The organism is Leptospira idonii (genome assembly GCF_004770995.1).
GTDB classification, from domain to species: Bacteria; Spirochaetota; Leptospiria; order Leptospirales; family Leptospiraceae; genus Leptospira_A; species Leptospira_A idonii.
The window spans coordinates 107284-122456 of sequence record NZ_RQHW01000078.1 but is presented as its reverse complement, the minus strand read 5'-3'; the positions used below and the strand labels follow the sequence as shown (position 1 = coordinate 122456).

General features: G+C 41.0%; 18 protein-coding genes. 2 read left to right on the top strand and 16 right to left on the bottom strand.

Annotation, left to right across the window (positions count from 1 at the left end; all coding sequences use genetic code 11):
• Positions 1 to 27: 27 nt before the first annotated feature.
• From EHS15_RS17665 to EHS15_RS17655, 3 genes are read right to left on the bottom strand one after another with little or no spacing between them, the layout of a single operon-like run.
• A complete protein-coding gene (locus EHS15_RS17665; protein WP_210416376.1) occupies positions 28 to 1035 on the bottom strand; it encodes a type I phosphomannose isomerase catalytic subunit in 1008 nt (335 codons plus the stop codon).
• 33 nt (positions 1036 to 1068) lie between these two features.
• Positions 1069 to 1764, bottom strand: coding sequence for a J domain-containing protein (locus EHS15_RS17660; protein WP_135761914.1), 696 nt, complete (start codon positions 1762 to 1764; stop codon positions 1069 to 1071).
• Between the two features lie 15 nt (positions 1765 to 1779).
• A complete protein-coding gene (locus EHS15_RS17655; RefSeq protein ID WP_135761913.1) occupies positions 1780 to 2505 on the bottom strand; it encodes an LIC_12936 family protein in 726 nt (241 codons plus the stop codon).
• A gap of 122 nt (positions 2506 to 2627) precedes the next feature.
• Between EHS15_RS17655 and EHS15_RS17650 the strand changes: the two genes are divergently transcribed.
• Entirely contained in the window at positions 2628 to 2972 is a 345-nt protein-coding gene (locus EHS15_RS17650; RefSeq protein ID WP_135761912.1) for an STAS domain-containing protein, read from the top strand.
• Here the strand turns inward: EHS15_RS17650 and EHS15_RS17645 are convergent, their stop codons facing one another.
• The gene (locus EHS15_RS17645) at positions 2973 to 3542 is read right to left on the bottom strand and encodes an LIC10729 family protein (RefSeq protein WP_246052285.1); all 570 of its coding nucleotides are present in this window, start codon (positions 3540 to 3542) and stop codon (positions 2973 to 2975) included. It abuts the gene before it with no gap.
• A gap of 36 nt (positions 3543 to 3578) precedes the next feature.
• Here EHS15_RS17645 and EHS15_RS17640 point away from each other — a divergent pair, with 36 nt between their 5' ends.
• A complete protein-coding gene (locus EHS15_RS17640; RefSeq protein ID WP_135761910.1) occupies positions 3579 to 4505 on the top strand; it encodes a bifunctional riboflavin kinase/FAD synthetase in 927 nt (308 codons plus the stop codon).
• A 4-nt stretch (positions 4506 to 4509) separates the two neighbouring features.
• Here the strand turns inward: EHS15_RS17640 and EHS15_RS17635 are convergent, their stop codons facing one another.
• The 12 genes from EHS15_RS17635 to EHS15_RS17580 all read right to left on the bottom strand — a co-directional run bounded on the left by EHS15_RS17635 (position 4510) and on the right by EHS15_RS17580 (position 15168).
• Positions 4510 to 5295, bottom strand: coding sequence for a hypothetical protein (locus tag EHS15_RS17635; RefSeq protein WP_135761909.1), 786 nt, complete (start codon positions 5293 to 5295; stop codon positions 4510 to 4512).
• A 5-nt stretch (positions 5296 to 5300) separates the two neighbouring features.
• On the bottom strand, positions 5301 to 6815 hold the full coding sequence (gene rodA / locus EHS15_RS17630) for a rod shape-determining protein RodA (RefSeq protein ID WP_135761908.1): 1515 nt from the start codon (positions 6813 to 6815) through the stop codon (positions 5301 to 5303).
• A 1-nt stretch (position 6816) separates the two neighbouring features.
• Positions 6817 to 8757 carry a penicillin-binding protein 2 gene (mrdA, locus tag EHS15_RS17625; RefSeq protein WP_135761907.1) on the bottom strand — a complete coding sequence of 647 codons (1941 nt, stop codon included), beginning with the start codon at positions 8755 to 8757 and terminating at the stop codon, positions 6817 to 6819.
• Positions 8754 to 9269 carry a rod shape-determining protein MreD gene (gene mreD, locus EHS15_RS17620; protein ID WP_135761906.1) on the bottom strand — a complete coding sequence of 172 codons (516 nt, stop codon included), beginning with the start codon at positions 9267 to 9269 and terminating at the stop codon, positions 8754 to 8756. Before mreD ends, mrdA begins: the two co-directional genes overlap by 4 nt.
• On the bottom strand, positions 9266 to 10432 hold the full coding sequence (gene mreC / locus EHS15_RS17615) for a rod shape-determining protein MreC (protein ID WP_135761905.1): 1167 nt from the start codon (positions 10430 to 10432) through the stop codon (positions 9266 to 9268). The genes mreD and mreC overlap by 4 nt, the downstream gene beginning before the upstream one ends.
• Positions 10433 to 10837: 405 nt before the next feature.
• Positions 10838 to 11299, bottom strand: a complete 462-nt coding sequence (locus tag EHS15_RS17610; RefSeq protein WP_135761904.1) for a hypothetical protein — start codon at positions 11297 to 11299, stop codon at positions 10838 to 10840.
• Between the two features lie 79 nt (positions 11300 to 11378).
• Positions 11379 to 11891 carry a hypothetical protein gene (locus tag EHS15_RS17605; protein ID WP_135761903.1) on the bottom strand — a complete coding sequence of 171 codons (513 nt, stop codon included), beginning with the start codon at positions 11889 to 11891 and terminating at the stop codon, positions 11379 to 11381.
• A 9-nt stretch (positions 11892 to 11900) separates the two neighbouring features.
• Positions 11901 to 12113, bottom strand: a complete 213-nt coding sequence (locus EHS15_RS17600) for a hypothetical protein (protein WP_135761902.1) — start codon at positions 12111 to 12113, stop codon at positions 11901 to 11903.
• A 128-nt stretch (positions 12114 to 12241) separates the two neighbouring features.
• Positions 12242 to 13312, bottom strand: coding sequence for a calcium:cation antiporter (locus EHS15_RS17595; RefSeq protein WP_135761901.1), 1071 nt, complete (start codon positions 13310 to 13312; stop codon positions 12242 to 12244).
• A 45-nt stretch (positions 13313 to 13357) separates the two neighbouring features.
• Positions 13358 to 13552, bottom strand: a complete 195-nt coding sequence (locus EHS15_RS17590; RefSeq protein WP_135761900.1) for a hypothetical protein — start codon at positions 13550 to 13552, stop codon at positions 13358 to 13360.
• Positions 13553 to 13554: 2 nt separating this feature from the next.
• Positions 13555 to 13761 carry a hypothetical protein gene (locus tag EHS15_RS17585; protein WP_135761899.1) on the bottom strand — a complete coding sequence of 69 codons (207 nt, stop codon included), beginning with the start codon at positions 13759 to 13761 and terminating at the stop codon, positions 13555 to 13557.
• Between the two features lie 6 nt (positions 13762 to 13767).
• Entirely contained in the window at positions 13768 to 15168 is a 1401-nt protein-coding gene (locus EHS15_RS17580; protein ID WP_135761898.1) for an NUDIX hydrolase, read from the bottom strand.
• Between the last annotated feature and the right edge of the window lie 5 nt (positions 15169 to 15173).

Here is a 15173-nt window from a genome sequence, read left to right as displayed (position 1 = left end):
GATAAATAAATGAACTAAGTCAGTTATTTATTTCCATTTCACCCAATCCGTACCCGGACCCATAAAAGCCAGTTCCGTATCGGGAGAAACCAGAATTTCGGTATCGTTTTGAAACCCGGAAGCGGTCACTAAAAAGCTGTCCCCTTTTTTAAAGACGAGCCTGTCTTGCGCATAAACGACTTCTCCCTGGATGACATGAATCATTCCGAAGGAATTCGGTTCCGAAAGAGAAGAGAGGCGAATGTATTGCGCTTGTTTCAAAATCCAGGATTCCAACCTGAATTTATCATTGGAGGTATGAAGATAACGAGGGAAGGGAAAATAGGAGATGAGTTCCTTTTGTTGCAACTCACTTCCGTTAGATGCTTTGAAATTCAAAACGGCAAGGGCTTTTTCCAAATGAAGATCTCTCGGTTTTCCGTCGTCGCCCAATCTTCCGTAGTCGTAAACTCTATAGGTGGAATCGGAAGACTGTTGGACTTCCAAAAGTAAAACTCCCGCTCCTATGGCATGGATGGTTCCGGGATTCAATAGAAATACATCCCCCGGTTTCACTTTCCATTTTTTTAAAACCGTCTCCGCTTGGTTCGAATTCACCAAATGTTTGTAAGTTTCCTTGTCGCAGTCTTTTTCGAAACCCACTACTAATTCCGCACCGGGTTCGGCGGATACCACCAGCCAACATTCCTTTTTTCCTGCAGAGCTAGGATCGTATTTTTCCGCATAGGAATCGTCAGGATGAACCTGGACGGAAAGTTTTTCAGAAGCATCTATGACTTTTACAAGAAGAGGAAAGGGTTGGTTTGAAAAAGCGGCTCCTAAAATTTCAGGAGTGTGTTTATTGTAAATTTCTCTGAAAGATAATTGATTATAATCGACGTTAGATGTTTGGGAGACGTCTTGTCCGTAGTCTGAAATTTCCCAGGATTCTCCGATATTCCCTTCCGGGATTTCCCTGCCCAGAACCGTTTTTAATTTTCTCCCTCCCCAGATTTTTTCCTTATAGATGGGCTGAAAAGAAAGAAGAGGAGGGATGGATGTCATACCTACTTCCTTATCTCTCCCCCTTCAAACCGCAAGGGTTATTTTTTTCTCTATTTGGAGCTTCACCTTCAGCAGTTTCTTTTTGAAATGAGTGAACGAATCGGGTCTGAACTTGGAAAGATCGAATTCGAACAGTCTGTTGTTTTGAAGGGTGCTAGGCGGGAATTCCACCTTTAGATTGCGGGAACTTTTATAACTTCCCGCACCGTTGCAAGCAGGGCAGTGAGGATTTCCTCCCATACAATCCCTGCAAACGATTCGAACCGTTAAGGGGATTGTGGCGATGATTCTCCGGAATGTTTCTCTCTCTTTGATGCGGATGATAATGTCGTAATTGATTCCGGTTACCTTTCTTCTGTCTTTCGTCCGAAATCCTTTTCTCATCAAACCTCGTTTCGCAAGATCTAAAATCCCCGTAGAAAAACTAACGCGAGAAGGCGGAAGTATGATGGGAGAAGAGAGACTGACTTGTTCCTTTAAAAAACGAGCAGCTTGGATTTTTTTATAAATTTCATCGTAAACGGAACGTTTGCCCGTACTTAATACTTGATAGGCGGATAAAATTTTAAGGAAAGATTCCTCCGAACCTGTTTCAGTATTGTCCGGATGGAATATTTTGGCCAACTTGCGGAAGTTCGATTTGATCGCTTCCGCAGTCGCGCCGTAAGGAAGTTCTAATGCTTCGTAATAGTCAATAAAAGGTGGAATGCGTTTTTTCATACCACCTTGCCTTTTTTACGGTTCTTGAAAGTCTCCGCCGATGCTGACTTCCAAAATGGATTCGCCTATTTCCGTAGCTTCCAATTTTCCTTTCGCCATAATGTAGCGGTCGATGGTTCTCAAAACTTCGATCAATCTGTCTCTGTATGCGCTTGCTAAACGAAGTCTTTCCCAAGGAGAGGCGATCTTTTCCAATTCATAAGTGTTGGTATTGTCATCCGCAATCGTTACAGTCCGTACGGAAAGTACCAATCCTTTCACTCCTCCTCCTGCAACAGAGTTTTTCAAGTCGCGGTAAGTAGTGACAGGCTCCTTATTTTTGGAAGTAAGGGATTTTCTGGTCCAGAAGCTGATTTCGTCCAAAGAGAATCCTCCTCCTTCCGCACCGCCGCCGCCTTTCAGTTTCATAACGTAGCGGCTGTGTTGAACATAGTTAGGTTCATAAGGAAGTTTGATTTCTCTCGCATAACCGACTTGTCCGTAACGGGAATCTTTTACCTTTTTTTCATAGTTAAGAAATTTCAATTTTTCATTGATTTGCGCATGGTATCCGTCGACTTCTTTGGCGAGTTTATCCATACGTTCTTGTTGTTTTGCATTGTAGGGAATGAGGGCAATGCTTCCGTCCGGATTCAATTTGAATGCGTCAGATTGGCTGACGTTCTTTTGATTGTTTTCATCGGCGGCGAAAAGCCCCATTGTGCCGACGAGTAAAATGATGATTGCGTATAGAATGCGCATACGAACTCCCGAGTTTCTAGTCTCTATATCTATTTTCGACTTTTGAAATGAAATCATTAATTTGTTCAAAAATAAGGTTGAATAAAAATCACCAACCAAAACCTTGTAGGGAGAGCCCCCACATGGAAATCAATTTGAAGAAAAATGCAGATGCCCACGTTATCAGCATTGCTGGAAGTTTGGATATTTACACTTCCCTGGACTTTAAGAACTTTCTCGAAGCCAATATTCCTCAAATCCAAACGGAAAATCTGCATGTGGTGGTGAATTTGGAAAAACTCAACTACATCGATTCTTCCGGAATCGGAATGCTGATCAAACAACTGAATTATGTCCAGGAGTTGAAAGGTCGCTTCTCTATTGCCAATATGAAGCCTGCGATCGAGAAAGTGTTTAAAGTTGCCGGGTTAACTAGTTATTTCCAAACCATCAGTGAAGACGAATACCGCGAAAAATACGCAGTTTAATCATCTCAACCGATTCTCCAAAATAAACGCATCCCAGATTCCCCAAAATCTTCCCGACTCATTTTTGCTAGGAGTGAGTTCTACATAGATTTTCCCATCCGGAAATTCGAACGGTTCTAAAGAAATCTCCACAGGGTTCTTAAAATTTCTATTTTTGCTGATGTAAACTTCCGTTTTCATCCTTCCATTCACTTTGATTTCCAGCTTTCTCGATTTGAATCTGGCTTCTTTTCTTGGGACATAACGAGTGAGATCCAGATAAAGAAACACAGTGGATGAGTTTTTAGGATTCTTCTCTAATAGAAAACGCAAACCGGTTTCTGGAATCATTCTACAAATATAATCTTGGATTCCTAAGTCCGCCCCATCCGGTTCCAATTCATAAAACTGATAGATGGCCCAGGTTTTGAGTTCAGGGAAACTGGCACTGTCTTCCGGAAGAAGCCCTTCTTCAATGGTGAACTCTTTCACTGGAATGTTCGGGGCTTCCGTTGAAATTTCCATCCAAGGAAAGAGAAATGAGAAAAAGATTGCCGTAAGAAGAATGGACTTTAGTTTCAATTGCAGCACCTTATTTTTCTATCGGAAAAGTATTCCCATCATACCTTGAAAATAATTAATTCCACAAGCTCATTCCATGAAACCTTTCCGTCCGGTTCTTCTTTAACCTTGGGGAATTTCGATGGGATTCATTTGGGACATAGAACCCTCTTGGATCGTACGGTAGAGGTCGCCAAACAAAAAGGCATCCCTTCCGTGGTGGTAACCTATTTTCCCAATCCTTCCGTAGTGCTTGGAAAAAAACAAAACTTCAAATACCTAACGACTCAGGTAGAGAAACAAAAGTTAATCGAAGAATTCGGAATCGACTATCTCATCGTTTTAGAGTTCACGGAAGCATTGTCCAGAATGAGTGCGGAAGATTTTCTGGAAAAAATCATTATACAAGGGTTAAATGCCAAACACATCGTTATAGGTTATAATCATTTTTTCGGAGCGGGGAGAAGGGGAGACTTTCAACTTCTGCAGGATAACTCCTCAAAATTCGGATACGATGTGGAACAAAAGGATGCAGTCTCCGAAGGAGAAGAAAAAATTTCCAGCTCCCAGATTCGTAAGTTTTTGGAATCGGGAGAAATCGACAGAGCCAACCGTCTTTTGGGAAGATTGTATCATTTGGAAGGTGTAGTGACCGACGGAGCGAAAAGAGGAAGAACCATCGGTTTCCCTACCGCCAATTTATCGATCCCTGAAGAAAGGCTTCTTCCTGCTATCGGTGTTTATTCTTGTTATACGATTGTAGGTTCTCGTAAATTTAAGTCGATGGTGAATGTTGGAAAAAATCCTACCTTCGACGGAGAGAAACTTCATGTGGAAGTGAACTTATTCGATTTTTCGGAAGATTTATACGGTCAAACCGTTCAAATTCAGTTGGTGCAGAAAATCAGGGATGAAGTGAAGTTCGATGGAATCGAGTCTTTGAAAAAACAACTGGAGCAGGATAAAAAAACAAGTTTAGGGATTTTGAATTAAGAATTTATTTGCCGCCAACGCGAATTAGGTGGTAATGGATCCCTTTCCTTCTGATTTTACCCATAATTTTTCCGTTCGTCTTTTCTTCCTTGAGAAGGGATAGAATGGATTCTTTGGAAATCGCCCAATCTTCTTCCAGACGATCGAAATAAAATCCTTCTTCTCTTGTAGAATCCAATTTTAAAACCAAAACTTTCTTTTTGTTTTCTTTCGGACTGTCTTCAGAAAGAACGAACCCAGGTCCGGGAAACAAAGGCACCACTTTCTTTTTGATCATCATTTTGGATTTGAATGCGGGAATGTTTTTCAGAATGCGGTGAGGAAGTTTAGGAACTAAGAAGTGAGTGCCTTCTAACACAAACGAGGTGAAAACGTCTTTACCGGAAAGATCTTCCTGTTTGGACCTGGAAGGTTTGTCTTCGGAAACGGAAAGGGTTCTTGCTACTTTTGCGATTCTGTTTTTAAGAGCGGAATCTAAGAATTCGATTTTATCTTCGTTTACGATCTTATTCAATACATGGTAGATCGGATCGAAATCTTCTTTGTTGTACCCTTTGTGGTGGCGTAGAGTATGAAAGGCAACATGGAGTTTTTTGACTCTTTGTAAAAAGTAAACGGTTTGGTTCTCTTCGGAGAGAGCCAACATCTTCTGTAAGCTCTCTTCTATATTTACTAGATGTTCGTTCGCTTCTAATATCTTTTTCTCAAAATCGATAAATTCGGCTTCCAGTCTGACTTTTTCCGTGAAGAAGTCGTCGCTTGCGAGAATCTTTTTCGATTTGATACTCATTCGAATTAGTTGGCGAACTTACGTTTTTTGATAGAAAGAATGATCCCTACTGCCGTCATCGCCATCACCAAGTGGGAACCTCCGTAACTCATAAAAGTAAGTGGAACACCTGTTACTGGGAGAAGCCCGATAACGATCCCTACATTGATGGCAATGTGAAAGAAAATCATGGCTACGATCCCTGCAGCGAGAAGGGAGCCGAACCTATCCTTACTTTCAAAACTGATCTGTAGTCCTCTGAGAGGAATGGACATGAGAAAGAATAGAAGAAGGACACTTCCGAAAAAACCTGTTTGTTCCGCCCAAGAGGCGAAGATAAAGTCCGTTCCCGCTTCAGGTACGTGAGGAACTCTTCCTTCCGTCATCTCTCCGTGGAAAAAACCTTTTCCGAATATTTTACCGGAACCTACCGCAGGTTTGGAAGCACGCAATTGATAGCCCGCTCCTTGTTTGAATTGATCCGGATTTAGAAACGCTGTTAGACGAATGACCTGGTTTTCTCGGAAGGGAATGGATTTATGAACTGCCACTGCGGACAAGATGGAAAGACCTAAGATTCCGATCGTAATATAATAATTTCTGAGGTGTTTGGAACCTCTTGCGATTCGAACGAAGATCATCCCCAAACTGATGAGGGACAACATCACTCCGAATCCGATCATGAAAGCTTCGTTGGATAAAATTTTAAATCCTATGCTGCCGAATTCGTCTCTTACTACATCGGCTGCTTCTTTGATCATCTGTATGTTTTTGGGATTGCTGAATCCTGCCAGCTCCGAACCTGGAATTTTTTTCCCGTCCAAGATCGGCCAAATTTTTCCCTGCACTTGAGTGACTAAGGAAGCAAGTTCCAACTTGTTTTCCTTGCGGAGAAGGTCGATCATAGGTTGAACTAATGTTAAACGAGAATATGCCAGATACATCGGAACCATCAGGGAAATTCCCCCGAAAGTTAAAAGGGAGCCTACGTGCAGAATATCCGCTCCTCCCAAAAAGAGCATGGTGAAAAGCATTGGAAGAAAGGATACCGCTGTTCCGAAGTCGGGCTGCAGTATGATGAAAAGCATCGGAACCAAACAAATGATAAACGGAACGATGAGAACCGTGATCTTGTGCATTTCCTTTTCCCGAAGAACCAAGTATTGTCCCAAAAGAATCACTGTGGCCAATTTGGAAAATTCGGAAGCTTGTAAGGTGATCGGACCCAGTTTCAACCAGGATCTAGCTCCCCTTCCGGAGGGAAGGTATCCGATTCCAGGGATCAGAGTTAAGATCAACAGAAGGATGGAAAACAAATAGATAAAAAGTGCATAGGAACCGATCAACTGATAGTTGATTCTGGACATGAACCACATTCCTATCAATCCGATAAATACGAATGCGAACTGTTTGTACCATCTTCCCAATGCATCCGCTGCGTTAGCTTCCTGGGTATAGAGTGTAAGTACTCCCGCCAATGCCACGATGAAAACCGAGAAAACTAAAAAATAATCGAGCCTTTCCGTATTACGTTCTGCCATATTAAAATGCTTCCTCCTCAACAGGAGCTTCTTCTTCCATCATCGTCTTCGCTCTCGTTCTATCCGTTCTAGGATAAGAACCGGGAGGGAATGCTGCTTTAAATATTTCTCTGGCGGCAGGGGCGGCTGATGCGGCACCACCTACACCATATTCTACGAAAGCGGCCACCAGAATCTGTTTTTCCGGAGGTGCGTTGAACGGTGCATAACCGATAAACCAAGCGTGGTTGGAGGAGGAGGCTCCTCTTCTTCTTGTTTGCGCTGTTCCCGTTTTTCCTGCAATCTCGGGGAGGCTGGAGGAGTTGAGTACTCCTGAAGCGGTTCCTGAATATCCTACCAGGTAGAGTCCTTCTTTGAGGGCTTCCACAGTGGACTTTTTCAAAGGAATGTCTCTTAGGATGCTCGGTTCCGTTTTTTGAACGATTGAGTTGTCAAGAGGGCTGCGGATTTCGGACACAATGTACGGTTTATAGATTTTTCCGTTGTTGATGATTGCCATATAGAAGAGAGCCATCTCCAAAGGAGTGACCGATAAAAACCCTTGCCCGATGGAAAGGTTGACCGTGTCTCCGTCGAACCATTTGTTTCCATAGGTTCTTTTTTTCCATTCGGAACTAGGAATGAAACCTGTGATTTCACCAGGAAGATCGACTCCCGTTTTTTTATCCAAACCGAATAATCTTGAGTAGGCGAGGATCGGTTCCGCTCCCAACTTATATCCCAGTTGATAGAAATATACCGAGTTCGATTTTTCGATCGCTTGCGCTAGATTGAGTTCTCCGTGATTTTTTTTGTCCCAGTTCAAGAATACCTGATCCGGAACTCCTTTGAATGTGGACTTGAGAGTGAAGCTCGCAGGGCAGGAAAAGGTTTGTTTGGGATCGTAATTGATTTTATGTTCGCTCTCCATTGCTGCGAGCGCCACGAGCACTTTGTATGTGGATGCGGGAGGGAATTTCGACTGGATTCCTAAATTTAAGAACCCTCCGTTGTTTGTGACCCTTACGAAGTGATTGGATCTGTCCAATTTGTTTTTACCGGACAGAATGTTCGGATCGTAGGAAGGGTTGGACGCCATTGCAAGAATTTCGCCGGTTGTGGGACGAAGGGCTAGAACTGTTCCTCTTACTCCTTTCAGCGCTTTATAGGCGGCGATCTGCATGTCTCTGTCGATCGTTAGAATGAGGTTGTTTCCCGGAACGGAATGTTCTATGACTCTTTCTTCTTCGATGTTTCCTTCCGTATTTCTTTTTTGGATTCGGAAACCGTCTTGCCCTCTTAGGATGGTGTCATAAAGGGATTCTATCCCTCCTTTTCCCACCAATTGATAGGATTTGATTTCTTTTTCCTGAATATCGCTGGTTGTCGGTTTTCCCACATAACCGGAAACATGCGCAAGAGCGGGTCCCATGTGATAGACTCTTGCAGGAGAGGAAACTAAATAAACATAACGATTGATGTTATCGAGAACTAAGATCCTTTCCTGTTGCTCTCTCGAAATTCCTTCCAGAAGCACGAAAGGTTCTCTGGTTCTGATCTTTTTGATCAAACGGTTTTCTTGGAGGTCTTTTTCGAAGTAAGCGATCGGGATGGAAAGAGCTTCACAGAAACGATAGATGAATTCTTTTACCTTTTTGGGATCGTTTTTCAGAAGGCTTGTGTTGAGAATTACATCTAACGAGGCTGAGTTGGAAACGAGAGGCTGGGAAGTTTCCGGTGTTAGGAAGTTTCTGTCGAAAATTTGCCCTCTGTCCGCAGGGATAGACTCACTTCTTCTTACGAAACGTTCCGCTTTTAGGGAGTTTTCACTTCCTTGGATCACTTGCAGATTGAATAACTGAAGGATGTATGCAGTAAGTGTGAATACGATCATTCCAGTGAAGAAATAAAGTCTTCTTCGGAATGAATTTTCTAAACGAAACTCGGATGCGGATTGACTCATTGCCTCACCTCATCCGGATCCAATCGGTAGGCCCATGTGAAGAAAAAGAAAAGTGCGGGGCCGATGAATGCATTGTATAAAGATACATAAATAAAGGAATAGGAATGATTCGAGTGAAAGAACATCCAGAAAAGAAAATAAGTGATCACTCTGGATAAGAAAGTGAAACCCATTACATAGATTGTGATGGATATATAGTTTTCTGTGTATGCATTTCTTGTCACTTTACCTATGATGTAACCTATAATGGAATAGGATAATGAGTGCAGTCCTATCTTATAATACACTGCATTGTCCGCACCGATTTCTCCGCCTAAGGATGTATCGGTGAGAAGGCCTCCGAAAAATCCCAGCCAAAGTCCGTACATGGCTCCTTTGCGGAACGCAAAGAAAATGACGAAGATGACCATAAAGTCCGGACGAATCGCATTTCCTAATTCGAATATGTTGGAGCCGTTGAGAAAGTGGGACAATAACATTCCCACAACGATGAATACTTTATCTAGGATCATGGATTTGCCTCCCCTGGAGTGTTATCTGCTGGAGGAGTTGTGGTCGTAGTAGTAGGGTTAGTTGTCGATTCTCTTCCCGTATTTTGATTCGACCTTGTGTTTGTTCCTTGCGTCGGTTTACGGATGTTTTGTTGTTTCGGAGTATTGTCTTTTTCTCTAGGAAAATCGATTTCTCCGAAATAAGGGCCTTCGATTTGAATCGTTTTTTCCGCAGGCCATTCTTCTCTCCATTTTTCCGGAAGTTTCTTCAGCACGATTACGTTTTGGATGTTGTCGAATTCCACGAAAGGTCTCACATAAGCCGTCTTAAAGGATCCGTTTCTGGCTCCTTCTTCTACGATGATTCCCACAGGAATGCCGGGAGGATAAACTCCTGATCCTCCGGAACTGAATACCGGTTTTCCGATTTTACTGAAACCTTCCGTGAAGAAAGAATTTCCTCCGGTATTGTTCGGCTGTACAGGACCCATAGGAAAGGAACCGATCGCTTTCGGATCGATTACGATTCCTGAATCGATATAGTCTAACAAAACTTCCGTTCCTCGACCGCTGTTTCCGTTGAGAGAAGCCCAAAGGTTCGTGCCCGGCACTGCGACTCCCATAGAGAAGTTGGAATTGATCAAAGGTTGTACGACTGCGGAACCTTTGGAGACTGCGATGATTTTTCCTACGAGTGCTTCCGTGAATTTGCCTTTATCGTCTAGCGCACGTGCTACGACAGGCATGTAAGGTTTGATTCCTACTTCACTTCCTTTATTGATGATGATGGTTCTGTAGATTGCGTTCAGCCTTACGCTGAGGACTTCCGCTCGAACGGAAGGATAATCGCTTCGAAGAGGAAAGTTTAACTCTTGTCTTAGGATGGCATTTTCCGCCTTCAATCGGTCTACGTCTTTGGACAATTGGCGGTATTCCTCCATGACGTTCAGGCAGGAATCCCTTTCTTCCCTGACTCTTTCGAATGACTCAAGTTTGTTGTATGAACTTTTGATCAAACTTCCGAAGGAATCGAATGAGCCCGAGAAAAAGTCACCTACACCTTGAAAGGTGGCGATTCCTCTGACCATAAAATTCCCGTTCCAGATCAGTGAGGTGAAGGAGAATAGGAATACGAATCCTAAGGAAAGTGCTTCTCCGTTGCGGCTAAATCGGTTCCAAATCATTGGTATTATGTCACATTAAATTCAAGGGAAAGAATATTTCAAGCCGGTTATCTTAGGTCGGGATTTTTGGGACAGGCTTGGGTTTTGGTAGGTACCACAATTTAGGGAGAGGGTAGGGGGCAAGGGAGGAGCTGCCGAGATTTGTGGTACCTACCATGCGCCCCGGACAGAAGGAGCGCCCTCGTCGACTGATGGCCGGAAAGGCGCCCAGGGAAATAAGTTTAAGGCTGGGGATTTCTGGTATTTTGTAGTACCTCCTACGTTTGAGAGCGAGGTTTAGAGCAGAATGGGGAAAAGACGGTGCTTGGGGAAGGGAAAACTCGGCAGAAGGATTCAAGAGAAGGACTGCCCAGCTTCTTTCGGCAAGGCAGTCTTTTGGAGATCTTTATTGTTTTTTAGATTGGATTAACGGTCTGTGCAGACCCATTCATCTTCCCAATCGGCTTCATCATGATTTTTCCAATGCCCTCTTAGGTGTGTAGGTTTCGGTGATTTCCTTTCGATGGAAACTTGCCATTCAAATTCCCCATAAGATCCGTCATTTTCCGTCCAGTTTCCGGAAACATAATTGTCCGAGATTGTACCAGCGACTGTGCCACCGTTATTGGTGTAGGTGCCTGTAATTTTTTTTCCGTTTTGTTTGAGCACCATGGTTCCCAAGTCTCCACAGTTCCATCGTCCAGCGATGCTTTTGGAGAATCCGCCGTTTGGTTCTTGGTATACGGGTGCCTGTTGGCCGTTGGTAGGTCCAGTGTAACTAGGTACTTGTTGGTAATCTCCCCCTTTAACACCTTTTTGAGAATAGATGCTAGAAAATATGAAGAGTAGAGTTATACTTGCATATAACGAAATTCGATTGTGTTTCATGGAACCTCCTTGGGTTAGAGCAGGAAGGTAGTGGAATGAAAAAGGAATGTAAAGTAAAAAAATTATAGAATATAAAACTTTATTCCGAATGTTCTGTTTCTGTTAAAAACGCACGATTAGGATCTGTACTAAGTGCAACGATGACTAGTTCTAATATTTGAGAATTCAACTGTCTGTACATAAAGTTATACATTAGCAAATCCCTAAAAACCTTATATCTTGGATTAGAATCTGCAAAGCGGCTTTTTTCATCAAAAACCAAATTGATCAGCAAGGTATAAGCAAATAGTTCGTTGATGAATTTAATATTTGGAAATCTAAGTAATAAATCATCATCAGGGTTACTGATCCATTGAATCGGCTTTCTTCTAAAGACCCAGTAGGAAGTATATGCCGCTACTTTCTGTGGTTTAGCTTTCTCAATATTATGAAATTCTTTCAGACGTATTAAATCGGCAAAATAATCAACGACAGCTTCTTCGATAAGTGCATCATTTATAGAAAAGACTTCATTAAAATTGAGTGAATGAGCTTTGCAGATTCGATTTAAAAAATCGATTGCCTTTTCTCTTACAAAGATAAATCGATTCAAGATTTTATCTTATTTTGGCTGATTGATTAAATCGGCAAAGTCTTCCGACTCTAAGTATGCTTTGTAATTTTTGGATGCCTTTTCCAAAGGATAATCATCTGATTTGTTCGGAAGTGTATTCTTTTTTAGGATTCCTGATTTAATCCTATGGATGAATTTTTCTCCCGCTTGGATGGATTCCTGGCTAGCATCTTTCAGAATATTTTCCATAATCTTTGCCATTCCAGAAAACCTATCGATTTGAGTGCAGTGAAAATAGATTCGGTGAGGTTCTTTGTAGAAATCTATAATGCCAATAATTGTCGTACAGCACAAAACGAGACATAAAATGGAAAAATTTTTTCCCGAATCTAAGGATAGATGATCAAAAATATAAACGCTGCCAAATTCACTAGGAGCACAACTCCATAGACTATATTGCTTCTTCCTCTACTCAAAGACAACATTACAGTGAATACGGATAATCCCAGTAAGATGATGGATTTGATATCAAGTCCTAGAATGATTTTCATATCATAAAGAACACAAACGACCGCTACACTGGGAATGGTCAGTCCTATACTTGCCAATGCGGAGCCGAGTGATAAATTCAAACTGGTTTGAAGTTTGTTGTTTCTTGCGGCGATGATCGCTGCAACTCCTTCCGGAAGTAAGATGATGGCAGCGATGATGACTCCTACTAGAGTTACAGGTAAGTCGTAACTAATGATGATCCTTTCGATGGAAGGAGAAAGGGTTTTGGCTAATAATACAACGATTCCCAGACTAACGACTAGAAACAGTAAGCTGGTTCCTAAAACCCAATTACTGATCGTAACGCTGCTTTCTTTTTCTTCCTCTTCTTCTCCCGATAGAAAATACTCTCTGTGTCTTTTGGTTTGTGCGAATAGGAAAAAGGCATAGATGATGAGACAAGCGATCGATGCAAAAACAAGCTGAGGAATCGAGTAGTAAGATCCGTGTATGCTTTCCGTGAAAGTAGGGACAACAAGAGTTAAGACTACGATGGAGACGAGTGAAACAAGAGCGATGGTTACCGAATGTTGAGAGAAGGTTTGTTCGTGATGTTTCAGTCCTCCTATGAAAAGACAAAGGCCTACAATACCGTTGAGTATCAGCATCGTTGCGGAGTAGACAGTATCTCTTGCGAGAGAAACGGAATCTTCTCCTCCAGAAATCATCAGTGAGATGATGATGGAAACTTCTATGACTGTGATTGCGATGGCAAGGATGATCGTTCCATAAGGTTCTCCTACTCTATGGGCGATGATTTCGGAATGATGTACTCCCGACATTACACTCAAGATCAAGAGTACGCTGGCTATGGCTTTAAAGAGGTCGCTGTCTGGGATGAGTCCGGAAAAGAATAATCCCCAAGCGAGGGTAGGTATCAAAACGGTCCATTGCAGTAGTAATCTCATGTTATATATACTAGAGTTCATCCGCCTAATGGCAAACTTGTTTAGTTAGCTGGTTAAAAATGCTTTACTCGCATTCAAAAGTGCATCTGCTTTGTCTGCTCTATTTGCTTGTGAAAATTCTTGCATTTCTTCATTTATCTTCGCAAGGGAATCAGCTAAAAGGGCCTTTTCTTCGTTAGTGGATTTGCCTGGTGATACTTTATGTAAACCGAGAAGTGTTTCTAAATCTTTAAAGTTCATAATTATGTCTCCCAGCCATTCCATTCTCCTTTCAAATTGTTTTTGTACAATGAAAAAAGTAAAGAACCTTCGGTTTTTATATCGATATCTTCCGTCAGGTTTGGATAGATTCGTATTTTTTTATCGAGAAAATAGAATAAAACGGAACTATTCGAATTACTTCCTGTCGCATCGAGGATGAGTAATCCTCTGGCGTATGTTGGCCACAAATAACTTTACAATTGACCTGAATGTTTTTTGATTAAATCAAATCCTTTCTTCATATTTGATTTAGCTTCTGGGACAAAGAGCATTTCATCTAATTCTTCAATATCGCTTTCTGATATCCATTTGACTTCTTGATGTTTTTCACAATTGGGTCTTATGTCTGCATTTTCATCAATTAATTTTGCCAAATAAATAAAACCGGGAATGCACCCTTCATTTTCGGATAAAATTTCATATTCACTAAAAGGTAGTCTGTTTATTACTTTTATATTAATCCCAAAATCTTCTTTGTATCCATATTCAATTGATTGAATTAAGGATTTGTTCTTTTCTAGTTGTGAGCAGCCAAATTCCCAAATATCAGGGAATCTTTTTTTTGTCGATTTCCTTTTTGCAATTAAGAGACGATTGCCTTCTTTATTAAATACAAGTGCAACACAATGAACTTCGGCAAGCTTCGCATTCATTGACAAAGAAAGATATCTTTCTGAGTCTATAAATGATTTGTTATATTCAAATGCATCGTTGAATTCATCATAAATAAATGATCTTTCAACTTGCTCAAATATGTTTTCTAATTCATCAATGTTTTTAGTGTTTTGATTAACTATATTTTCAACTAATGGAAATTCTTTCTTGTCATCGTAATAGAAAGTATTTTTTATATTATCCCAGTTTTCATAATACCAAATTATTGGATAATGCCTTCCTAGCCATATTCCCTTTAACTTCTCATATCCAATAATTCTGAATTTTGACAAGAATTCCGATTTTTTTAATTTTGCTTCGAAATTGACCTTTAGTAGAAAAAACATCAATTCTGCTGAGACTACAATTTTTTCTCGCATTGAAAATTTTGCGATTCTGAATCCTAAGTCAATATCACTACCAATAAAATCAAGTAGAGGCTTATCGTAAAAGCTATTCAAAGATACTTGTATATTACGTAGATTTTCTTTTGGGGTTAGTGTATCGTAAGTTTGATTATCAGATTCAGCAACACTTGCCGACCAAATCACAGATTTAACTGAAATTAGCTTTCTTTGAGTTTCGTTAAACTTATGAAGAGCGTCAATAATGGATTTTAAAGCAGAACTTGCGAGTTCGAAAAGAGCAATTATACTTTCTATTGTTTTGGGTTTATAGTAGAATATTATTTCATCACCATAGTATTTCCAAACTTTAATATCTTCTATTTTTGAAGAAATTTCTTTATTAGTTAGTTGATAAAATCTTTGAATAGTTAAATGCCAATCGGTAGGGAATTTTTCTTTGAGCTCTGTTGAGTTTACTAAATCAAATGATAAGAATATATAAAATAAAGATCCTTTCCTTAGATCTTCTACAATATTCTCTTTTTTTAAAGATAAGCTTAAATCAAGTAAATTTCGTTGTTCATTGCTCTCCAATGGGA